Raw genomic sequence first — 19,880 nt, 5'->3', positions numbered from 1 at the left:
CCGCCGCCACCGCCGCCGGAAGTGAAATAATGATAGAATGGGAAACCGCGAAGGCGCTAAGGAGAGGTGGGGATATGGCCGGTGCTGAGGGCAATATGGTCTATGGGGGAACGGCCCCGGAGTTCGAGGTCGTCGCGCTGGAGCCCGTGATGGTCGAACGGGCGGCCTCTACGCTCGTCGAGGCCTTCAAGAGCGAGGAGACAGCCAACTATCACCTGGACACGAGCCGGCCCTCGACCCTGCGGCGCATGGGACTCATCTACGGCGTTTTAATGCGGATGTTCCTCGAGGCCGGCCGCCCCGTCCTGGCGGCGCGGTCGGATAAAGACATCCAGGGCGTGATCATATTGAGAGATCCCCGCAAGGTCATATCCAAGCGCCGCATAGCAGTCCTTATCATCCAGAACCTCTTCAGCATCCTGCCCCATATGGCCTGCCGGCCCGTGCGCTCCCTGCGCATCATGGCAGCGACGAGACACCCCGATGGACTTACCAGGCCCTATTTCACCGTCGAGATGCTGGGGGTGCACCCCGGCTGCCAGGGCAGGGGAGTGGGGGGCACGCTCATCCGCGCGGCTCAGGCCAGAGGGGAGGATGACGCGGCGGTCTCGGGCGTCTACCTGAACACGGCGAGCGAGAAGAACCGGGCCTTCTACGAGAACCTCGGCTTCGATACCCTGTGTGTAAATGACCTGGGGACGGTGAAGGTCTATCACCTGTTCTGGCAGAACCCCGCCTTCGGCTGAGTGGCCGGGTTTCTTTGCCGCCTTCACCGTCAATAATGACAGCAGGGACCCTGGACGACCTTAATCCGAAAGGACGGCACTTACCATCGATGCGCGAGATGCGGCGGCAAGATTGCTCAACGGCAGGGCTGGCGATCCCGTGCTGGACCTGCTGGTGTGGTTATTGCGCTCAGACCGCCTGCGGCCCCTCCTCTTCCACGGCGCCGAACGCTGGCTTAAGTCTTACCTGCGAGGGCGGGACGCCGACCCTTCCGCTAACGTCAGGATAAACGAAGAACACCTACTGACCGCATTGGCCATCCTGGACACGGTGGACCGGCTCATCGCCAGAAAAGCCATCTCGCCGCACCTGCTGCGGGTGATCGCGGAGCTATGGGGCCGTGCGCTCACCGCTCCAGCGGAGGCTAGGCCAGCGGTGATGCGATTCCGGGAGGAGCGCGGCTGCGATCCTCCATGGTTCATCGCCATCAGCCCGGGACGCGCATGCAACCTGCGCTGCCCGGGATGCTATTCGGCATCGGATGGCAGTAACGCCAGCCTTCCATGGCCGATTCTGGACCGCATATTGACGGAGGCGAAGGGATTATGGGGGATTAACCTGGTGGTTATCTCGGGGGGCGAACCCCTTGCCTACCGTTCCGAGGGCAAGAACATCATCGACCTGGCCGAGAAACACACCGACTTGCTATTCCTGACGTTCACCAACGGCACCCTCATCGACGCCGCCACGGCGCGCCGCCTCGGGAGGACCGGCAACCTCACACCGGCCTTATCGGTGGAAGGCCTGCGGGAGCGCACGGACGCTGCGCGCGGTACGGGTATCTTCGACGGCATCATCGAGGCCATGCGCCTGTTGGCGGAAGCGGGAGTCCCGACAGGCATCTCCGTCACTGCCACCCACGACAACAGTGAGGAGCTGCTCTCGGACCCGTTCGTCGATCTCTTCTTTGATGAACTGGGCGCCTTCTATGGTTTCCTCTTCCAATACATGCCGATGGGCAGGAACTGTGATCCGGGCAGGATGCCGACCCCCGCCCAGCGCTTGCGGCTGTGGCGGCGTTCCTGGAAGATCGTGGAAACCCGCAAGGTATTCCTCTTCGACTTCTGGAATCACGGCACCATGGTCCATGGTTGCATCGCGGCGGGACGAGAGCGCGGATATATGCACGTCGACTGGAACGGCAAGGTAATGCCCTGCGTATTCGCACCATACTCGGGCGGAAACATCCTGGATATATATGAGCGGGGCGGGACGTTGAACGACATCTGGGAGGCCCCGTTCTTCCGGGCCATCCGGGCTTGGCAGCGCGAGTACCGCTACGGCAGCGATGGAACCCGTTCAACCGGGAACTGGCTTGCCCCCTGCCCGGCACGCGATCACCACCAGGCATTCAGGGCCATGATCGATGAGCACGGGCCTGAACCACAGGACGAGTCCAGCGGTCTGTGCTTTTCCGGTGACGGACTCTACGATAACCTATTGCGGTATGGACGAGAGATGCGTGAGATCTCCAGCCTCATCTGGGAGTCCGAATACCTGGCGCGGATAAAGGAGTGACCCGCCATGATTTCCCCGGACAGGAAAAAGCGGCGGAGCGGAAAGAGCAGGGCGGCTGTCGTGGCCGTACTTCTCATGGCGCTGGTCCTTACCGCCGCTGGTTGCGCACGCTCCCAACAGGACGGCGACGGCAACGGCGACAGCGATCCCCTGCGCGGCCTCACCCTGGAGCAGAAGGTTGGCCAGCTCTTCCTGGTCGGCTTCGAGGGCACCGCGGTGACCCCGGAGCTGCAGCAGCTCTTCACTGCCGTCCACCCAGGCGGGGTGATCCTCTTCGGCAGGAACATCGAGGGTGAGGCCCAGCTCGAGCGACTCATACAAGACCTGCAGGGCTTGGCCCGCGCCGACAGCGGGTTACCCCTCTTCATCGCCGTGGACCAGGAGGGCGGTGAGGTCGTCCGCATCGGCTGGCTGGGTGACGGCACGCCTCAGGGACAGGTCGAAAGCGCCGCGCAGGCCTACGACCTCGCCCTGGCGCGGGGCCGCGGCCTATCCGGCCTGGGCATAAACCTCAACCTGGCACCCGTGCTGGACATGGGCCAGCCGGGGGACTTCCTCACCCGTTACGGCCGCACCTTCCCCGGCAGCACACGGCAGGTGGGCGAGCTGGGAGCCAGCGTGATCTCAGGCCAGCGCGACGGCGGCGTCTTCTCTTCCGCCAAGCACTTCCCCGGCTACGGTGGTATTACCTACGACCCCGAGAACGAGAGGCTCGCGGTGTTGCCGGGACTGCCCGTGATCACCCAGTTCCAGGCGGCGGCGGAGGCAGGCCCGGAGTTCGTCATGACCGCCAACGTGATCTACGAAGACATCGACCCTGAGCTGCCCTTCACCCTCTCACCCACGTGTATCTCCTATCTCAGGACCAACCTCGGCGGCGATTACCTGGTGGTCAGCGATGACCTCGCAACCGCGGTGCTCAAACAGGCATACGGACTCGAGGGGACGGTGACCCGGGCGGCCCAGGCAGGGGTGGACGTCCTGCTCGTCGCCGGCCACGAGGCGGGGGACGCGCAGGCGGCCTTCACCGCCCTCGCCGCCGCGGTACGGTCCGGCACCATCTCCGAGGATGAGATAGACCGGCGCGTGAGCGGGATATTGCAACTCAAGGAAGAGCTATCCCCGTGATCTTTCCATAATGGGAGTGACGGCAAAGGGGGCGGCGTGAAAACCCGACAGGAAGGCAGGTGTTGAAGATGGCGGACGTACCGGAATACGAGGACTACCCCGTCAGCGAGGAGGAGATGGGCAAGCGCTATCGCAACTGGACGGAAGCACTGGCCCGCCAGGTGGTCACCCTCTACCGCATAGGCAAGGAAGTGGGCGGGGACGCTTTCGTGGAAAGGCTGAGGGAGAAGTACTACCAGGACGGCAAGAAGGGCGCGGCCCTGTGGATGGCCCTCTCCGGCGCCAGGCCCGAGGACTTCGTGGACTGCCTCGGCCTGCCCAGGCTGCACGACAAGATCGACGACACCTTCGGCAATTTCTGGGACGGCTATGTCGAGAACACCCCGCAGGCCTTCGAGAAGGAGCTGAAGACCTGCCCGGTGGCTCGCATCTGGTCCAAGGAGCCGGACCTGTGCGAGGTCATGCTGGGGGCGTCGCTTCAAGGCATGGCGGAGGAGCTCAACCCCCGCTTCAAGACCGAGGGCTTCTCGAAGCTGCTCACCAAAGGGGACCCCGTCTGCCGCTTCCGCGTCGAGCTGGGGGACTGAGCATGGGAGAGGAAGCATCCGAAAGGGAGGTCCTGGACCGCCTCGAGCGACGGGCCTTGGAACACCTGATGGCCTACGGCAGCTGCGCCCAGAGCTCCCTCAAGGCCCTGCAGGATGAATTCGGCCTGGAAAGCGCCGAGACCCTCAAGGCGGCCACCGCCATGCCCGGTGTGGCCTTGCGCGGCGATACCTGCGGGGCGGTGATAGGCCCGGTGATGGCCCTGGGGTTGGCCTTCGGACGCGACAGGCCCGAGGACACGCAAGCCCTCATGCTCACACTGCAGCTGGCAAGCCGCTTCTGCCGCAGCTTCGAAGAGGAGCTGGGCAGCTGCTCCTGCGCTGGGGTCCAGGAGCGCCTCTTCGGGCGCAGCTTCAACCTCACCGACCCGCAGCAGATACAGGAGTTCGCCGCGGCCGGCGCCGCCGAGAGATGCGGAGTGCCGGTGGCGGCGGCGGTGCGCATCGCCGGCCGTCTGATCATGGAGGCCAGGCGCCAGTGACCGCGGTGCGAGACGGCCTGCCTCGATGTGCTATAGTGGGTGCAGGTAATTTTTAGGTTTGTAGAGAAGCTGTCCAAGAAGCGGCCCAAGCCTTAAGCCTGGGCCTTTTGTCTTATACGTGCCGAGTCGGGACGAAAGGGGACCGTGATGAAGGTAGGCCCGAACATGAACGTCTTCTTCGACTACCGTCTATATGACGAGGACGGCCTGATGATCGACAGCAGCACAGAGGGCCAGCCCCTGGGGTTCGTCTTTGGCGAGGGGAGTATCATCCCCGGTCTGGAGAGGGAACTGGAGGGCATGGAGCCCGGGGAGAGCAAGGAGGTCACGGTAAGGCCGGAGGACGCCTACGGCCTGAGGGACCCCGAGCTGGTGCAGCAGGTTCCCCGGGAGAGTTTCGCGGAAGGCCCCGCCCTGGAGGTAGGCACCTCCTACACCGGGCGCACTGAGGGCGGACAGGTCATCAACTTCCTCATCATCGGCATGGACGATGAGAGCGTCGAGATCGACATGAACCATCCCCTGGCGGGGATGAACCTGCGTTTCCAGGTGACCATCAGGGAGGTACGGGAAGGAAGCGCATAGACCTCAGCCGAGCAGTCGCCCAGCACCGCGGCGCACAACCCATTGCCGCCGCGAACGAAAGCGGTATTTACCCGCGGTAAAAAGAATACATGTGCACTTTGCTTTGTTTTCAACTTTCCTCCCCACCCGCCGATGCAGAAGCATAGGTGATATCTACCAGGCGCGCATTCTGGCCGGCTGGAGGAGGACACGCAGATGGCGGGACTCGAGGTTTGCAGGGAATGCCTGGTTCCTCTGCACATTTCGTCTGAACACACCTGGATGAACGGCGGCGCCATACTGCAGAGCCGTAACAGCAGGAACCGCATGATCTTCATGGAGTGCGAGAACCTAGACCCCCTCTTCCGCGGCATCGAGAAGATAATTGGCATGCCCATCGAGCACGTGGTGACGGCCGCCAAGCGCAAGGCGGTGCGGGCCTACCTGGGGAGCCTCATGCCCGAAATGACCAAGGAGATGCTGCGCCGCCGGGAGATAGACTGGCAGCCGGTGAACGACGCCTTCCGGGCCACGGCCGGCATGTCCGGCTACGGCAAGTACCAGGTGGTGGACTACCGGCACGAGCAGGACGTGGACGACTTCATAATCGAGACCATCAGGGAACCCTACAGCGTGCCCCTGGCATGCGGTGACATGGTCGCCGCCTTCGAGATCCTCTTCGGGTGCGACCTCGGTGTGGAGTATAAGGAAGTCGAGAAGGACCTATACGAGATCAGGGCCTTCGTGGCCAGCCATCCCGAGGAGCTGCGGGGCAGGCTGCGCTTCAAGGAGGTCGAGATCAAGCAGGGAGACGTCCACTTCGAGAGGTGCAAGACCTGCGGGGCGCCCGTGGCGCTCTCCGACTACGCCTGGCATATTGACCGGGGGATCATCGTCAACCGCACCACCGGCCGGCGCATGGTGCTCACCGGCATGGAGCTGGACACCATCTTCACCGAGCTGGAGAGCGAGCTGGGCGATATCATCCCCCGTGCGGTCATCGAGGCCCAGCGCCGCTTCGTGCGCACCGGCTTCTACGATATCGAGGGCCTGGGGACCCGCGGCATGAAGGAGCAACTGGCCGTGCGCGGCCTGGGCAACATCCTCAAGCTCAGGTCCAACGAGCGGGGGCTGTCCGTCCGTATCGAGAACTCGTTCCTGCACCTAATCGTGGTCGGCCTGGTGCAGGGCCTTTATGAGTACGCCTTCAACGTGGACACCCACCTGGAGTGGGAACTCAAAGACAGCGGAGAGCTGGAAGTGGAAGTCACGCCCCTCGACTTCACCTTCGAGATCGAGAAGGAAGCGACCGCCTGAGCGCGGGGACGCCGGGCACTCACGCCGGCCTGGCGGCCACCGCGGCGGGACAGGATCACATCCCGGGCCGCGCTACCCCTTTCCCCCCTTTTTCCGATATGCTAAACGCGGGGCGTCCGGCGCCAGGCATTAAGGGCGGGGGCCGGCACATCATATCCGATCGGCACCGGGGGTCACGGCATGATGGACGATGAGCGGGGGAGCGATCATTTCTCCGAGATGTTGGAGGACCTCAAGGCGGGGGAGACATCCATCACCGAATACACGCAGGAGCTCGAGGCCGCGTTGCCCAGCTCGCTCCTGGACTCCTTTGCCCTCGTTTCCGCCTGCATCGGCAGGTTCGCCGCTGGCGAGATTACCCTGGAGGAGGCGGAAAAGGAGGTACGGGAGCAGGCGGACCTCCACCCCGGGCACCCTTTTTTCTTCCATATGTGCATGACCTACGCATTGCAGCGCGGCGACGAACTCGAGGCCGACGGCTACACCGCGCTTATCAGGGCCAAGGCTGACCGCCGGGAAGAGATCACCGGTGAGGACTTCATCGCGGGGCTGGACGAGGTCTTCACGGAACGCCTCGAGCGCATCGAGCAGGCGGACAGGGACCCTTACTCCGCCTTCACGTATATCTACGGCGGCGGCGAGCACCTGCTCAAGCACCTGCTGGTGGAGGAAGTACTGGCCAGCGAGGCCAGCCTGGACCCGGCGGTCCTGGAGCTCACCCTCGAGAGGAGCCCCCAGACTACGCCGGTGATCATCTACACGCTCCAGGAGCTGCTGGAAGAGGCCAGGCCCAGCGATATCCCGGCCGGCTTCGTGTTCCTGCTGCGCATACTGGGGGAGACCAGGCCCATAGCGGCCCTGCCGGTCCTCCTCGCGGGGCTGGACCGCTGTGTCAGCCTGCCGCTGCACGAGACGGTGCTGGCCCTGGCCAAGCTGGGATCGGCCTATCCCGAGCAGGTATCCGATGCGCTGCGCAGGCTGGTCATCAACCCCGACAAGGGTGAGACCAGGCTGGCGGCCATCGAGGTGCTGGGGATGCTGCAGCAGCAGGCGGGGAACCTGCAGTTCCTCATGGAGGAGCTCGGCCGCCTAGGTACCGAGGACGATTTCCACCGCGACGTCTTCACCTTCCTCGTCTCCGCCATCCTCTCGTCGTCGCTGCGTGAGGGCTACGCCGCCGTTGACGCGGCGCTGGAGGAGCAGCGGGCCTACCTGGACACCCGCACCATCTTCCTGACCATGCAATACCTGAAGAAGCGCGACCGCACCAAGGCGGGGTCGCTGCTGGCGAACGTCCTCGCCGAGGACGTGCGGGACCTGCTGGACCTCTACCCGCCCCCGCACATCGCGGCGAAGCGCCGCACCCTAACCCTGGCGCGCGAGGACGCCCTGAGGGAGGCCATGCTGGGCGACCTGCCCGACCTCTCCGAGGTGGAGGAGCGCCTGCGAGCGAAAAAGGACGAGCCCTGCACCTGCGGAAGCGGCAAGAAGTTCAGGAACTGCTGCCAGCCGAGGCTGCTGGAGATGCGCGAGATGCTACTGGAGCGCGGAGCGGAGAGGGAGACCGGCCCCGACTGGGGCGCCTGAACCCAGGCGAACGCAAGTGGCAACCTCGAAGTGCTCGCCATGCTACGGGCGCTCCTTTGGAGGATGTAATCTTCCAACCCCAAACATTTTCCGTTTCCCAGAAAGGAGTGATCTGAAACATATGGAGGTTGACGGTTGTCATTCTGAAAATGGCGGAAGATGACGAAAGTAAAACAGTAGTACATGAGCGGAGTAGGGGAAGTAGCGTGAAGAGGTTTACAAACGCGAGATTCTTAGCGGGCCTACTGGTCTATGTGATCATCGTCGCGGTAACCTTCGGTTTCGCTTTCGGAGGGCGCTATCATAAGCCCGCGGGTGAGACCACTGACGCCACCGCGTCGGCGTCTCCCGTGGAAGGTTGGGACGCCAACAGCGACGCCGTCACTTCGGCTACGCCCAACGGTGGTGTCCCCGGAGAAGAGGGCGCGGACGTGACGACAGCGGCATCACCTCTAGCTGACGGGACCGGGACCTATACCTCCCCGGATTCCACTACCGGAGCTTCGCCTGTCCCGGATTCGGGCACGACCCCGCCGCCGGACGTGATAACCGAACCTTCGCCCGTTCCCGACCCCGGCACGACCCCGCCGCCGGACGTGATAACCGAGCCGTCACCCGCTCCGGATCCCGGCACGACCCCGCCTCCCGATGTCATAACCGAGCCGTCACCCGCTCCGGACCCCGGCACGACCCCGCCTCCCGATGTCATAACCGAGCCGTCACCCGCCCCCGACCCGGGTACGAATCCGCCGCCTGGGGATGATGAGGAGGAGGACGAAGACGAAGAGGACGAGGCGTTCAACCTGCTCTTTATTTTCGCGCCCCTGGCGATGTTCGGGATGACCGTCCTGGGACTGGGCACATTCGCGCGACGCCGCGGGGAGGAAGATTGATGGAGGCGGCGGCGCCTCCGCATCTGCACCGGGCAGGAGGATCAATCCCCCGCGGCATGCTGGACGTGCTCATCGCCCTTATACCGGCACTGGCCGTAGGAGTGCTGGTCTTCGGAATGAACGTCGTCTATATCGTAACCGTGAGCATCGTCGTCGCCGTGCTCTCCGAGTTCTTCGTGCGCGTGATCATGCGCCGCAAGGTCACCCTCTACGACCTCAGCGCCGTGGTGACCGGCCTGCTCTTCGCGTTCCTGCTCCCGCCCACCACGCCCCTGTGGGTGGTGGCCATCGGCGCCTTCATCGCCGTGGCGGTGGCCAAGGAACTCTTCGGCGGCCTGGGCAACAACGTCTTCAACCCGGCCTTGCTCGCCAGGGTCATCCTCATGTTCACGCCACTCTCCCTCTACACCGCTAAATACGTACGGCCCTTCTTCTGGAAACAGGTGGGGTTCTTCACCCCGGTGACCACCAGCGTCATCGACCGCGCCGCGGGCAGCGTGGCCTACCAGACCCTGGGGGGGTTGAGGCTGGACGCGGTAAACGCCGCCACTCCCCTCTCGCTGCTGCACGCCGGCAAGGTGGGGGACGCCGTGGCTGGCGCCACTCCGGTGGGCGCCACCTGGTTCACCTCCGGGGGCAGGCCGAGCACGCTCTCGCTATTCCTGGGGCTGAAGGCCGGCTCCATCGGTGAGGTCTCGGTCCTGGCGCTGCTGCTCGGCGGCCTCTATCTGATCTTGCGTGGGACTATCAACTGGCGCATCCCCGTGGGCATCATCGCCGCCTTCACCCTCTTCAACCTGGCAGCATGGAACTCCCCCCTGTACCAGCTGCTGAGCGGCGCTGTCTTCCTGGGAGCCTTCTTCATGGCCACCGACTGGGTTACCAGCCCCATGGCCAACCGGGGCGTCTGGATCTACGCCGCGGGCATCGGGCTGACCGTCGCTTTCCTGCGCGTGGTGGGCTTTCATGCCGAGGCGGTGGCGGTCGCCATCCTCAACTGGAACCTCTTTACCCTGGCCATCGACCGCTACGTGGCGCGACCGCGCTTTGGCGAATCGCGCTGGCGCCTCTTCAACCGTCTGCCGAAGAAGCCCCAACTGGAGGCCTTGCCCCGCAGCAAGCCCAACTGGGTCTAGGCCTCTTCGCTCCCGGCCTCTTAACGGCCGATTTCCGGGCGTGACCCCTCGGCCGCTCGGTCGGGCCGATTTCCGGGCGTGACCCCTCGGCCGGAGCGAAACCATACAACGCCCGGTTTTGTCAGCAAGCCGTTTCCCCCTTTGCTATAATCGTGCTCGCATGCGGGCTGTTGTGGAGGATTGCATTGGAAGGGGGTAACATGACTTACACCTATGGGACCAAGGAGTGGGAGGATTCGTTCACCACTCTCATGCAGGACCTGCTGGATTCCGAGAGGGAACCTTACATCCTGGGCACGCCCTCCTGGATCGCCACCTACGAATCCCTGATCCAGAACGATGCGGAATACAGGAAGCTCGCCCAGGGGTGGGAGGGCGGAGTGGTCATCCACATCACCGCCGACCCCGCCGTGGGCCTGGAAGAGGACATGTTCCTGCTCATCGACCTCTGGCATGGGGACTGCAGGGGAGTGCGGCTGGTGCCCACGGATGCGGGGGAGAACGGGGACTACGTCCTCACCGCCAGCTACGACCGCTGGAAGCAGGTGATGACCGGCGAGCTGGACGTGGTCAAGGGCCTGATGCAGGGGAAGATCAAGCTCAAGGGGAACCTCCCCACCATCGTGCGCTACAACAAGGCCGCGGTGCGCCTGGTGGAGCTGGTGGCCACCATCAACACCATCTTCCTGGACGAGATGGACGCCGAGGAAGTCGAGGCCTTCAAGCCCTGGGTTTCCTTCATCCGCGAGGAATACGAGCTCTGAGGGTGGCCGTGGCATACTGGAGGGTCGACCCCGACCCGTGCCGCGTCCGGCGGAGCTGAGCGTCACGCTGAAGGGCTGACACCAAGCGTGCCACAAGGTGACATAGTCACAGTGCATGGGGAATGCGAGTAATCAAGATCCAGCCGGGGGCTTTTATACGGGAGCGCCCATTTGGATCGCGAGCGAAGGGGAGGGCGAGATGAGGAGAGCAAACGTAGCCGGCGTCGGGATGACCAAGTTCACTTCCCCTAAAGCCCTACGGCCTTACACCGAGATGGGGCAGGAGGCGGTGAAGGACGCCCTGGCCGATTCAGGCGTGGACTACTCGGAGATCGAGCACGCCTATGCGGGCTGGGTCTATGCCGACAGCTGCGCCGGCCAGAAGGTCCTCTACGACCTGGGCATGACCGGCATCCCGGTCTTCAACGTCAACAACAACTGCTCCACGGGCTCCAACGCCCTCTTCCTGGCCCGCCAGGCCGTGGCCACCGGTGTGGTGGAGTGCGCGCTGGCCGTGGGATTCGAGCAGATGTCGCCGGGAGCCTTGGGCATCGTCTTCAGTGACCGCCCCATCCCCATGTTCACCTTCTTCGAGAAGCTGTGGAACTTCACCCCACCCGTGCCGGGCGCGGCCCCCGCGGCACAGCTCTTCGGCGGCGCGGGCCTGGAGCACCAGGAGAAGTACGGTACCAAGACCGAGACCTTCGCCAAGATCTCGGTGAAGGCGCGCAAGCACGCGCAGCACAACGAGCGGGCGATCTTCCGCGACCAGCTGACGGTGGAGGAGGTGCTGGCCTCGCCCCCGCAGGCTCCGCCCCTGACCCGCCTGCAATGCTGCCCGCCGACCTGCGGCGCAGCCGCGGCGGTGGTATGCTCGGACGAGTTCGCTGCCAGGCACAACATCGCCAGCCCCGTATATATAATCGCCCAGTCCATGCTCACCGACTTCTCCAGCACCTTCGAGGGCAACAGCCCCATGCGCATCGTGGGCTACGACATGACCGCCGCCGCCGCCAAAGAGGTCTACGAGGCCTCCGGCATCGGGCCCGAGGACGTGGACGTTATCGAGCTGCACGACTGCTTCACCGCCAACGAGCTCATCACCTATGAGGGGCTGGGGCTCACACCCGAGGGTACGGCGGAGAAGTTCATCGAGGACGGCGACAACACCTACGGCGGGAAGTACGTGACCAACCCCTCCGGCGGCCTGCTCTCCAAGGGGCATCCCCTGGGGGCGACGGGGCTCGCCCAGTGTGCCGAGCTGGTGTGGCAGCTGCGCGGGGAGGCAGGAGTGCGCCAGGTGGAGGGGGCCAGGATCGGCCTGCAGCACAACATCGGCCTAGGCGGATGCGTGGTCGTTACCATGTACGGCAGGAACTGATCGCGTGAGGCATTAGAAACCGGGCCACAGGCTGACCTGCGGCCCGGGGGACCCGCATTATATCAGGCCGAGATGGCGACGGTGCGGGGGATGAGTTCCATGCGCAGGCTGCCCCGGGACATCTCCCATTCCACGTCGGTATCGAGGTCGAAGGCCATCTCGAAGATGCCCTGCATCATTCCCACCACCATCAGGGGCAGGGCCGCGTTCTCCACCAGCATGTGCAGGCCGCGCCGGTTTATTTTCAGCTCGCGCAGGTTGCCCAGGCCGCGCATGGCCAGGGCGGTGCGGAACCGGCCCGCGTCCTTTATGTCCCGGATGGAATAGAAGCCGGTCTTCGAGAAGCGGCGCTGGGCCTCGACCACGGTCTGGGGGATGGTGTCTCCCAGTTCATTCTCCAGCTCCACGAAGATAGGGTCGAGTTCCATCTGCCCGATCATGGCCATGCGCCGGCCCAGGCGTCGGTTCATGACCACCCCGCGCTCCAGGTGCCACTCGCACTCCGACAGTGCCCTGGGGCACCCGCAGGAGGGGCAACGCTCCAGCACCAGGTCTCCCGCGGCAGGCTCGTAGCGGATAGCGGGCAGCCGTCCCACGAAGGCGCGGGGCTGCTGGTAGGGGTAGGCAACGATGTTGTAGGTCTGCGGTCCCGACTTGGTATAAGTGACGGCGTGGTCGTGCCCCAGGATGGCCTCCATGGCACCGCAGTGGGTTCCCGCGCAGATGGGAAGGGAGAACGGCTCGGTGATGCTCACGGTGAAATAGTCGTCGGGGTCGTCCTCGAAGCGGGATTCCACCACCTCGTAGCGGCCGTACCCGTTCTGGTTGGCGAGGGACATGAACCCGCGGTCTATATCCATGGGGTCCAGTTTTTTTGCGCGGATCCTCTCGCGCACATCATCGGTCACGAAACGCTTGAGGTAAGGGCGCAGGTTCCTGCGCACGGTCTCGATTATGATGGGCTCGATGGACATGCCGATGATATAGCTGATGCCCGCGAAGAGGGGGTCGAGGTTGTCGCTCTCGAAGAAGGTGAGGCGGTGGCCGTGGTCCCTGGACTGTACCAGGTCCCCGTTGTCCAGCCACGCGTGCTCCCGGTTGAAGTCCCCTGGCACCCCGCACTCGGGGCAAAGCATGTGTTCTGCCATGTCGCCACCTCGCTTCTCGTGCTTGCCGCCCCACGCCGTTCGCGCGAGAGCAGGCTTTCGCGCCTTCATATTTCAGCTGATGCAGCCTTCAGCCGAGTATACTTTTCTATCGATATCTGGTCGGCGGACTTTAGCGTTAATTGGGTAAAGGTGCACTTTATCCAGCCGTATCCATACATGCCTTGCTTGCAGTGTACAAAAAAGTGCGGTAAGTGCTTGCTTGAAGCGTTGCACGCGATCATCCCGCGGGCACCTCAACTTATTAAGCCTTTCCGCGCTGATGTCGATTTCTATTCTTGAGAGAGTGCTTAGCGCCGGATGGACAAGAAAAAATGGAGGGTATTGAAGAGATGGCCACTTTCAAGCGGTGCGAGGAATGCGGGGTGCCGGAGCAGATAGCCGTCGAGCGCCAGTGGCTCAACAGCGGCGTGGTGGTACAGCGCGGCAATATCATGCAGCGCACGGGCTTCATAGAGTCGGCGAACCTGGGGCCGCTTTACGCCGGGATCGCGGAGATCATCGGCATCCCCATAGACAACCTCATCGTCGAGAGCACGCGCAAGGGGGGAGGGCGTTACGTGCGCGGGATACTGCCGCCACAGATCCAGGAGGCGGTACGGGACGGGTCGCTGGCGCTGGAGCCGATCATCGCCGTCCTCCTGGCCACCGCCGAGGTCTCCGGATACGGCAGATGCGAGCAGGTCGGCCTCCGTTACGACACGGGCGCCGAGCTCAGCCTGGAAGCCCACGCCGGCGACTTCGTTACCCTGCGTATAGAGAACCCTTATTCGATAGCGCCGGTGGTGGGCGTCTTCACCGGAGCCACCGAGGCGGTGACGGGGCTGCCTTTCAGGGCCGATTACCAGGAGACAGGCGCAAACACCTACGACATCAAGATCAGCGTGGGAGAGCATGCGATAGAGAGCGGCGAGAGACTGGAGGCGCACGCATACGACTACCGGGAAGGGGACATCGTGCTCGAGCCGTGCTCGACCTGCGGGCTGCCCAGGGCTCTGGCCGCATACAAGTGGGACGACGATCAGGGCACCATCACCGATACCCGCAAGGGGAGGCGCATGGTCGGAGTCGGTCCGTACGTGATGGACCCCCTCTTCAAGGAACTGGAAGAGGAACTGGGCGACGCCATCCCCCGCGCGGTGGTGGAATCACAGCGGCGCTTCGTCAAGAGCGGTTTCTACTCCGTAGACGAGGTGCGCGACTTCGACGCTTTCCGCGCCGAGCTTGCTCTCAAGGGCATGGGCAATCTGCGCGAGCTGGAGCTGGGCCCGGAGGGGCTGCGCATGCGCATAGAGAACGCCGACTGCTACCTGATGATGGTGGGCCTGATGCAGGGCATCTTCGAGCTGGCCCGCGGCGTCGACTCCGAGGTGGAGTGGGAGCTCTCGCAGGAAGGGGACCTGCAGATCCAGGTCACCCCGAAGAAATAGAGAACCGGATGTAAGCTGCGCATCATCCCGCGGAGATAGTGAGGGGCCCCCCGGAAAGGGGGCCCTCGTTCTTCTCCCCGCTGGCGTTGGGGGCGGCGGAGGCACGCTGGGGCTAACCCCGGCCCGTACCGCTTAGAGGGTGTTGAGGACGGCGAAGATGTCCGCGTCCTTGGGGTACTCCGTCTGGATGCTGGCGATATGGTTGTACCTGATGATGCCTTCCGCGTCGAGGATGAAGAGGGCCGGCCGCGCGATGTGCACCGACTCGAAGTTCGCCCGTACATAGACCCCGTAGTCCTTGACCACCTGGCGCCTTGTGTCAGCCAGGAAGGGGTAGGGGAAGTCGTGCGCCTCCACGTATTCCCTGATGGGCTCCCGCTTCTGCGCCAGGATCACCACCACCCTGGTGTTGCACTTCTCCAGTTCCTGGTACATGTCGCGTATGTGGCCCACATACTCACGGCAGTGCGGTCACCAGGTGCCCCGGCCGAAGTAGATCATCAGGGGCTGCCCCAGCAGGTCGGCCAGCTTCACCGGCTTGCCCGTAACCGCTTCCGGAAGCTCGAAATCGGGGGCCCTGTCGCCTACGCTCAGGACCTTGTTCTCTCTGGACATACCATAACCCTACTTCTCGACGAGTCTTATGTCCAACCCCTGCACTGCGGCGGGGTCGATGCTTATCTCCTCGTCGCCCACCTCGCCCAGCATGCCGTTGACTGCGAGGAAGTCCTCGGCCACCTGCAGGTTCTCCACTTCGAGCGTCAGCCCCGCGATGACGTCCATGTCTCCGTCGGTGATGATGACGGCGGGGCCTGACCCGAAGGCGAGGGCGCCGTCATCGGTCGCGGTCACGGGGGCGAAGACCGTCTCCCACAGGTCCAGCGTCTGGTCGGACTGCGTGCCGAGGACGGTGATCTCCTTCACCCCCACGAGGCCGATCCCGCCCAGGGGCACGGGGCTGGCCTGGGCCCGCTCGGCCAGGGCCTGCTCCATCTGTTCGGTGTACTCGCAGAGATAGACGATGTAGTCATCCGTGCACAGCGCGTTGAGGGTGACGTTGGTCCATACCTTCACCTGTTGCCCGTTCATCTCGCGCATCTGGTCGGTGGGCTCGCCGGGGTACGCGCAGCGCTGCTGGAACTCGTCCATCACCTGGTCGAGGGGGTAGGACTCGAAGACGATGCCGTAGATGAAGGTGAAATCCGGAGCACCGCCCGAGGCGTCCCCAGGCTCGCCGAACCGCAGCGTCTCGATATTCACGTTGCCGGCGTAGGTGCCGCCGGTGGTGAAGCCGGGGTAGGACGAGAGGGGCCAGGCCGCCGGCAGCCCCAGGGTCTGGGTGAAGGTGTTGAACAGCGCCGCCGGGTCTGCGCACATAATGGTGACGTGGTCCACCTTCTTGACCACCGGCTCGGCCTGCGGCTCCGGCGCGGGCGTCTCCGAGCCGCAGCCGCCGGCCACCAGGGGCACCAGCAGGGCGACGGCCGCAACCAGCACCGTCAACGCCACCAAGCGGGGGGTGTTCAGAGAAAGCACCATCCTCTCCTCTTTATCTTGAACACGTACTTATCCACTGTTGTATCGGTCGTTTGTGCCCACGCCTCAACCGAGGGTCTGCGCCCCTGGGTATCCGCTTCGACGAGGATACGGCATCCAGGTTGATCGCGGACGCGGGATTTATGGTCGCATCGATCAGGGATTCCGGCCCCGACCATTACATCATCAAGGCAAAGCCGGAGCCCTCTGCGTAAGCGGGTCAGCTTTTGATAAAGGTGCCCTCACGGTATTCTCGGAAGGCCTGCTCCAGCTCCTCCTCGGTGTTCATGACGATGGGCCCACCCCAGGCGATGGGCTCCCGCAGGGGTTTTCCGGAGACGAAGATTAAGCGCACTGGGTTTGAGCGGGTGGAGACGGAGACCGTGTCGCCGTCCACGAAGAGAGCGAGGTGGTTTGCGCTCACCGGCTGAGCACCCCCGAAGAATCCCTCCCCCTCGAGGACGAAGGCGAAGGCGTTATGGTCCTCTTTCACCGGCAGGTCCAGCGAGGTGTCCGGCGGCATATCCACATCGAGATAGGTGGGGTCGATGACGATATCGCCCACGGCACCACGGGTACCCTGGATCTCACCCGCGATCACCTTAATGCGGGCGCCCCCCAGGTCGACCTCCGGCACCTGTGCAGCGGAGATGTCCCGGTAGCGGGGGGACATCATCTTTTGCGCAGCGGGGAGATTGGCCCACAGCTGCAGCCCCCGCAGGGTGCCCTCGTACCTCTGGGGCATCTCCTGGTGGATGATGCCGCTCCCTGCGGTCATCCACTGGATGTCGCCCGAACCGATGGTGCCGCGGTTGCCCAAGCTGTCCCCGTGTTCCACCTCGCCCTCGAGCATGTAGGTTATGGTCTCGATGCCGCGGTGGGGGTGCCAGGGAAAGCCGGCGAGATAATCATCCGGGTTGGCGGAGCCGAAATGGTCCAGGAGCAGAAAGGGGTCCATAAGGCGCGCCTCCCTGTTGGCGAAGACGCGGCGCAGCCGCACCCCCGCGCCCTCCATGGTGTACCTGCTCTCCAGTACTGTCTCTATTCTTCTTACGGTGGCCATTGCGCTAACCTCCCGATTCAACGAGCCTCCGGCTTTCATTGCTGAGCTGCCTTTACAGGGATCATTCTTCCCTCTAGCTCAGCATGTGTTACCAGGTCAGCTTACACAATGATGTGGATTACCGAACCATCATGTCCACTTGCAAGGGGTATCCGCTGCCAGAGGGTATGATCAACTAGACTAAAGGAATCTCAGAAAAGCCTTGGGCGGCCGAAAGGGCGTCTATCCTGTGGTCATCTGTACTACACGACCTGGCTGTTGAGGATTCTGCAGAAAGAGGATAGCTGGCTGCCCGTCATGGCTCTTCCCTCGGGAACCCAAGCTTCGGGAAGTCTTTTTCATCGTATGAATAGATCGGCTCTGCTGCTATCCAATTACCGAGAGCTGCGTGGTAAGCATCAATGAAGTCAACGTCATTAGCCTTATACAGGTAGAGGGCATCAAGGAGGATATCCCTGTCTATAATGGTTAATTGTGGTGCGGAGACAATAGGCGACACGACCTTGAAAATATCTTCTGGCGTCATATCATACTGACTCTCCAGAACCCACACCACCTCAGCCAAAGCAAGGTCCGTTATCAGGAGCTCTTCACCGGATGCAACCAGTAGATCCCTACACCTTTCTGCCCTTGCCTTATCGTCTTTCGTCAGATATCTCAGGAGCACGTTCGCATCGACGAGTTTCATTTGGTCTCCTCAAGGTCTTTTACCACCCGTTTTGCTACCGCTCCCTTCGTCCGTTTCCTCAATTCCCCGAAATCTATTGGCCCCTTCTTGTGCTCCACTGCTCCGTATACGCTCTCGAGATCATCATTGATCTTCACCCCGACGACCCTTTCTCCATCCGCGAAGAAATGTAGAACACTTCCTTCTTTGATCCCCAGGCTGTCTCTTATTTCTTTTGGAATGGTAACCTGGCCCTTCTGGGTGACCCGCGAATTGGATCGCGCTCTCTTGCTCATGGTAGAGTAATACATTTGAATATATCCTTTCTAATATAGAATAGTATTACTATATATCTATAGTAATACTATCAACTGTCGGTAGCAAGAGCTTGATACCATCTCAATGCATCGTATTGCCAGCTATTGTTATCCATCCCACCTATGGCCGAATGGAGTAAAGGTCATCTGCATAAGCTATAATTCTTCATATGGTCAGTATAGAAACGCATGGAGATAGCGATGGAAAGCATAGAGTCAATTAAGGCGAAATTGCTGGAGCATAAGCCATTTCTAGAACAAGAATATAAAGTGAAGGAGATCGGGATATTCGGTTCGTTTGCAAGAGGCGAGCAAGCTGAAGAGAGCGATATCGATATCCTTGTAGAATTCTCGGAGCCGATCGGTTTCTTCAGGTTTATAGATCTTGAAGACCACCTTTCGGATATTCTTGGATTAAAAGTAGACCTTGTTTCCAGAAAAGCATTAAAGCCCAATATCGGCAAGAACATCCTAAGCGAGCTGGTAGCAGTATGAGGGATAGAAATATTGCTGATTACCTGCAAGATATCCTTGATTCCATAGATGAGATCAGCGACTTCGTTGAAGGGATGTCATTGGGCGATTTTGCCGCCGATAAGAAGACGATTAATGCTGTTCTGAGAAGTATCGAGGTGATGGGAGAAGCTTCGCGGAAGATTCCTGAAGGGATCAGAGCACAATATCCACAGGTTCCGTGGAGGAAGATGACCGGAATGAGAGACAAACTGATTCATGAATACCATGGAGTTGATATTGATACGGTTTGGCAGACTCTACATGAGGACATACCCCCGTTGAAAGACCAAATACAAGAGATAATGGACAAGGAAAGCTAACCAGATTACCAGCCGCCCCGGGGCTTCACATTAGATTTCTCTTAAGTTTAGGAATATCATCTCTTGCCGTGTCCCAGACCGCCCTTATGTCAGTCCCAAGGTAGTCGTGGATCAATTTATCCCGCATCCCCGTAATATCCTTCTAAGGAATATCTTCATGGCTGGCCTTGGTGTTATTTGATATCCTCTTGGACGCTTCTCCAATAATCTCTAACTGACGTATGACACCGTCTTGAATCAATGTATCCTCATCGAACTGTTCGTAGCTTATTCCAGCCAGATAGCGCTCTATCCTGGCGATGGCATCCAAAACATGCCTTATATAAACGGTTTCATCCTTGCTCACTCGTAGATAACCTCCATCTCATCCCTAATATTCTCCATTATGTATGGGCTGATAGAAGCGGGTGTAAGCAAATCAACATGCGAGGACAGCCTATCTGATAACTCCCTCTCTAGTCTTGCAAGACCCAGGAGGCTTACACTATTTTTAAACTACGAGAATATCTATGTCACTTTCAGGACCTTCCTGGCATCTGGCGAAAGAGCCGAATAGGGCGATCTTCTTGACCCCTGACGGCCAAGCCCCGTCAAGTGGTGTATTAAGCTCCATCGGACCATCCCTCTCTTGGTGGCAGCCTAAACGGCTGCCGGTATGAGCTCCTTCACCTCCTTCTCTACTTTCTCGATAACGTTTCCGTCGA

At 61.8% G+C, this 19,880-nt stretch carries 22 protein-coding genes and 1 pseudogene; 15 read left to right on the top strand and 8 right to left on the bottom strand.

The window, feature by feature from the left end:
- Positions 1 to 74: 74 nt before the first annotated feature.
- The 12 genes from AB1384_10385 (at position 75) to AB1384_10330 (ending at position 12,161) form a co-directional block, all read left to right on the top strand.
- Positions 75 to 746 (top strand): GNAT family N-acetyltransferase, encoded by a 672-nt coding sequence (locus AB1384_10385; GenBank protein ID MEW6554679.1) that lies wholly within the window; start codon positions 75 to 77, stop codon positions 744 to 746.
- 112 nt (positions 747 to 858) lie between these two features.
- On the top strand, positions 859 to 2,304 hold the full coding sequence (locus tag AB1384_10380; GenBank protein ID MEW6554678.1) for a radical SAM protein: 1,446 nt from the start codon (positions 859 to 861) through the stop codon (positions 2,302 to 2,304).
- 6 nt (positions 2,305 to 2,310) lie between these two features.
- On the top strand, positions 2,311 to 3,432 hold the full coding sequence (locus AB1384_10375) for a glycoside hydrolase family 3 N-terminal domain-containing protein (protein MEW6554677.1): 1,122 nt from the start codon (positions 2,311 to 2,313) through the stop codon (positions 3,430 to 3,432).
- A 68-nt stretch (positions 3,433 to 3,500) separates the two neighbouring features.
- The gene (locus tag AB1384_10370) at positions 3,501 to 4,019 is read left to right on the top strand and encodes a hypothetical protein (GenBank protein ID MEW6554676.1); all 519 of its coding nucleotides are present in this window, start codon (positions 3,501 to 3,503) and stop codon (positions 4,017 to 4,019) included.
- Positions 4,020 to 4,021: 2 nt separating this feature from the next.
- The gene (locus tag AB1384_10365) at positions 4,022 to 4,519 is read left to right on the top strand and encodes a C-GCAxxG-C-C family protein (protein ID MEW6554675.1); all 498 of its coding nucleotides are present in this window, start codon (positions 4,022 to 4,024) and stop codon (positions 4,517 to 4,519) included.
- A gap of 147 nt (positions 4,520 to 4,666) precedes the next feature.
- Positions 4,667 to 5,104 (top strand): peptidylprolyl isomerase, encoded by a 438-nt coding sequence (locus AB1384_10360; GenBank protein MEW6554674.1) that lies wholly within the window; start codon positions 4,667 to 4,669, stop codon positions 5,102 to 5,104.
- 195 nt (positions 5,105 to 5,299) lie between these two features.
- Positions 5,300 to 6,400, top strand: coding sequence for a hypothetical protein (locus AB1384_10355; GenBank protein MEW6554673.1), 1,101 nt, complete (start codon positions 5,300 to 5,302; stop codon positions 6,398 to 6,400).
- Between the two features lie 180 nt (positions 6,401 to 6,580).
- Positions 6,581 to 7,987: an SEC-C domain-containing protein gene (locus AB1384_10350; GenBank protein ID MEW6554672.1), complete on the top strand. Its 1,407-nt coding sequence runs from the start codon at positions 6,581 to 6,583 to the stop codon at positions 7,985 to 7,987.
- A gap of 206 nt (positions 7,988 to 8,193) precedes the next feature.
- On the top strand, positions 8,194 to 8,880 hold the full coding sequence (locus tag AB1384_10345) for a hypothetical protein (protein ID MEW6554671.1): 687 nt from the start codon (positions 8,194 to 8,196) through the stop codon (positions 8,878 to 8,880).
- Entirely contained in the window at positions 8,880 to 10,016 is a 1,137-nt protein-coding gene (locus tag AB1384_10340) for an RnfABCDGE type electron transport complex subunit D (protein MEW6554670.1), read from the top strand. Before AB1384_10345 ends, AB1384_10340 begins: the two co-directional genes overlap by 1 nt.
- Positions 10,017 to 10,216: 200 nt before the next feature.
- Entirely contained in the window at positions 10,217 to 10,780 is a 564-nt protein-coding gene (locus AB1384_10335) for an SCP2 sterol-binding domain-containing protein (GenBank protein ID MEW6554669.1), read from the top strand.
- A 199-nt stretch (positions 10,781 to 10,979) separates the two neighbouring features.
- Positions 10,980 to 12,161, top strand: a complete 1,182-nt coding sequence (locus tag AB1384_10330) for a lipid-transfer protein (GenBank protein MEW6554668.1) — start codon at positions 10,980 to 10,982, stop codon at positions 12,159 to 12,161.
- A 62-nt stretch (positions 12,162 to 12,223) separates the two neighbouring features.
- On the opposite strand, the gene AB1384_10325 is transcribed toward AB1384_10330, so the two are convergent.
- Complete coding sequence (locus AB1384_10325) at positions 12,224 to 13,309, bottom strand: hypothetical protein (protein ID MEW6554667.1); 1,086 nt, start codon at positions 13,307 to 13,309, stop codon at positions 12,224 to 12,226.
- A 350-nt stretch (positions 13,310 to 13,659) separates the two neighbouring features.
- On the opposite strand from AB1384_10325, the gene AB1384_10320 reads away from it, so the two are divergent.
- Positions 13,660 to 14,757 carry a hypothetical protein gene (locus AB1384_10320; protein ID MEW6554666.1) on the top strand — a complete coding sequence of 366 codons (1,098 nt, stop codon included), beginning with the start codon at positions 13,660 to 13,662 and terminating at the stop codon, positions 14,755 to 14,757.
- Between the two features lie 132 nt (positions 14,758 to 14,889).
- Here the strand turns inward: AB1384_10320 and AB1384_10315 are convergent, their stop codons facing one another.
- The 5 genes from AB1384_10315 to AB1384_10295 form a co-directional block, all read right to left on the bottom strand.
- On the bottom strand, positions 14,890 to 15,372 hold the full coding sequence (locus tag AB1384_10315) for a peroxiredoxin family protein (protein MEW6554665.1): 483 nt from the start codon (positions 15,370 to 15,372) through the stop codon (positions 14,890 to 14,892).
- 9 nt (positions 15,373 to 15,381) lie between these two features.
- Positions 15,382 to 16,296 (bottom strand): hypothetical protein, encoded by a 915-nt coding sequence (locus tag AB1384_10310; protein ID MEW6554664.1) that lies wholly within the window; start codon positions 16,294 to 16,296, stop codon positions 15,382 to 15,384.
- Between the two features lie 217 nt (positions 16,297 to 16,513).
- The gene (locus AB1384_10305; protein ID MEW6554663.1) at positions 16,514 to 17,356 is read right to left on the bottom strand and encodes a pirin family protein; all 843 of its coding nucleotides are present in this window, start codon (positions 17,354 to 17,356) and stop codon (positions 16,514 to 16,516) included.
- Between the two features lie 295 nt (positions 17,357 to 17,651).
- Positions 17,652 to 18,044 carry a type II toxin-antitoxin system VapC family toxin gene (locus AB1384_10300; GenBank protein MEW6554662.1) on the bottom strand — a complete coding sequence of 131 codons (393 nt, stop codon included), beginning with the start codon at positions 18,042 to 18,044 and terminating at the stop codon, positions 17,652 to 17,654.
- Positions 18,041 to 18,334: an AbrB/MazE/SpoVT family DNA-binding domain-containing protein gene (locus AB1384_10295; GenBank protein MEW6554661.1), complete on the bottom strand. Its 294-nt coding sequence runs from the start codon at positions 18,332 to 18,334 to the stop codon at positions 18,041 to 18,043. Before AB1384_10295 ends, AB1384_10300 begins: the two co-directional genes overlap by 4 nt.
- A gap of 207 nt (positions 18,335 to 18,541) precedes the next feature.
- Between AB1384_10295 and AB1384_10290 the strand changes: the two genes are divergently transcribed.
- Both AB1384_10290 and AB1384_10285 read left to right on the top strand, forming a co-directional pair.
- Positions 18,542 to 18,835, top strand: a complete 294-nt coding sequence (locus AB1384_10290; GenBank protein MEW6554660.1) for a nucleotidyltransferase family protein — start codon at positions 18,542 to 18,544, stop codon at positions 18,833 to 18,835.
- Positions 18,832 to 19,176 (top strand): DUF86 domain-containing protein, encoded by a 345-nt coding sequence (locus AB1384_10285; GenBank protein ID MEW6554659.1) that lies wholly within the window; start codon positions 18,832 to 18,834, stop codon positions 19,174 to 19,176. The genes AB1384_10290 and AB1384_10285 overlap by 4 nt, the downstream gene beginning before the upstream one ends.
- Positions 19,177 to 19,201: 25 nt before the next feature.
- Here AB1384_10285 and AB1384_10280 read toward each other — a convergent pair.
- Both AB1384_10280 and AB1384_10275 read right to left on the bottom strand, forming a co-directional pair.
- Positions 19,202 to 19,522: pseudogene (locus tag AB1384_10280) on the bottom strand (DUF86 domain-containing protein).
- A 144-nt stretch (positions 19,523 to 19,666) separates the two neighbouring features.
- Entirely contained in the window at positions 19,667 to 19,789 is a 123-nt protein-coding gene (locus tag AB1384_10275; GenBank protein ID MEW6554658.1) for a nucleotidyltransferase domain-containing protein, read from the bottom strand.
- Between the last annotated feature and the right edge of the window lie 91 nt (positions 19,790 to 19,880).

This window comes from Actinomycetota bacterium (assembly GCA_040757835.1).
Classification (GTDB): Bacteria; Actinomycetota; Geothermincolia; order Geothermincolales; family RBG-13-55-18; genus SURF-21.
Note: the sequence above shows the minus strand (reverse complement) of the source record. Positions and strands in the feature narration are given on the sequence as shown.

What these genes read in the sequence shown, in the direction of transcription:
- AB1384_10290 (MEW6554660.1), top strand. Translation starts at nt 18,542, where the DNA reads ATGGAAAGCATAGAGTCAATTAAGGCGAAATTGCTGGAGCATAAGCCA.
- AB1384_10375 (MEW6554677.1), top strand. Translation starts at nt 2,311, where the DNA reads ATGATTTCCCCGGACAGGAAAAAGCGGCGGAGCGGAAAGAGCAGGGCG.
- AB1384_10300 (MEW6554662.1), bottom strand. Translation starts at nt 18,044, where the DNA reads ATGAAACTCGTCGATGCGAACGTGCTCCTGAGATATCTGACGAAAGAC.
- AB1384_10320 (MEW6554666.1), top strand. Translation starts at nt 13,660, where the DNA reads ATGGCCACTTTCAAGCGGTGCGAGGAATGCGGGGTGCCGGAGCAGATA.
- AB1384_10335 (MEW6554669.1), top strand. Translation starts at nt 10,217, where the DNA reads ATGACTTACACCTATGGGACCAAGGAGTGGGAGGATTCGTTCACCACT.
- AB1384_10275 (MEW6554658.1), bottom strand. Translation starts at nt 19,789, where the DNA reads ATGGAGCTTAATACACCACTTGACGGGGCTTGGCCGTCAGGGGTCAAG.
- AB1384_10295 (MEW6554661.1), bottom strand. Translation starts at nt 18,334, where the DNA reads ATGTATTACTCTACCATGAGCAAGAGAGCGCGATCCAATTCGCGGGTC.
- AB1384_10385 (MEW6554679.1), top strand. Translation starts at nt 75, where the DNA reads ATGGCCGGTGCTGAGGGCAATATGGTCTATGGGGGAACGGCCCCGGAG.
- AB1384_10330 (MEW6554668.1), top strand. Translation starts at nt 10,980, where the DNA reads ATGAGGAGAGCAAACGTAGCCGGCGTCGGGATGACCAAGTTCACTTCC.
- AB1384_10365 (MEW6554675.1), top strand. Translation starts at nt 4,022, where the DNA reads ATGGGAGAGGAAGCATCCGAAAGGGAGGTCCTGGACCGCCTCGAGCGA.
- AB1384_10355 (MEW6554673.1), top strand. Translation starts at nt 5,300, where the DNA reads ATGGCGGGACTCGAGGTTTGCAGGGAATGCCTGGTTCCTCTGCACATT.
- AB1384_10360 (MEW6554674.1), top strand. Translation starts at nt 4,667, where the DNA reads ATGAAGGTAGGCCCGAACATGAACGTCTTCTTCGACTACCGTCTATAT.
- AB1384_10285 (MEW6554659.1), top strand. Translation starts at nt 18,832, where the DNA reads ATGAGGGATAGAAATATTGCTGATTACCTGCAAGATATCCTTGATTCC.
- AB1384_10310 (MEW6554664.1), bottom strand. Translation starts at nt 16,296, where the DNA reads ATGGTGCTTTCTCTGAACACCCCCCGCTTGGTGGCGTTGACGGTGCTG.
- AB1384_10305 (MEW6554663.1), bottom strand. Translation starts at nt 17,356, where the DNA reads ATGGCCACCGTAAGAAGAATAGAGACAGTACTGGAGAGCAGGTACACC.
- AB1384_10370 (MEW6554676.1), top strand. Translation starts at nt 3,501, where the DNA reads ATGGCGGACGTACCGGAATACGAGGACTACCCCGTCAGCGAGGAGGAG.
- AB1384_10350 (MEW6554672.1), top strand. Translation starts at nt 6,581, where the DNA reads ATGATGGACGATGAGCGGGGGAGCGATCATTTCTCCGAGATGTTGGAG.
- AB1384_10325 (MEW6554667.1), bottom strand. Translation starts at nt 13,309, where the DNA reads ATGGCAGAACACATGCTTTGCCCCGAGTGCGGGGTGCCAGGGGACTTC.
- AB1384_10340 (MEW6554670.1), top strand. Translation starts at nt 8,880, where the DNA reads ATGGAGGCGGCGGCGCCTCCGCATCTGCACCGGGCAGGAGGATCAATC.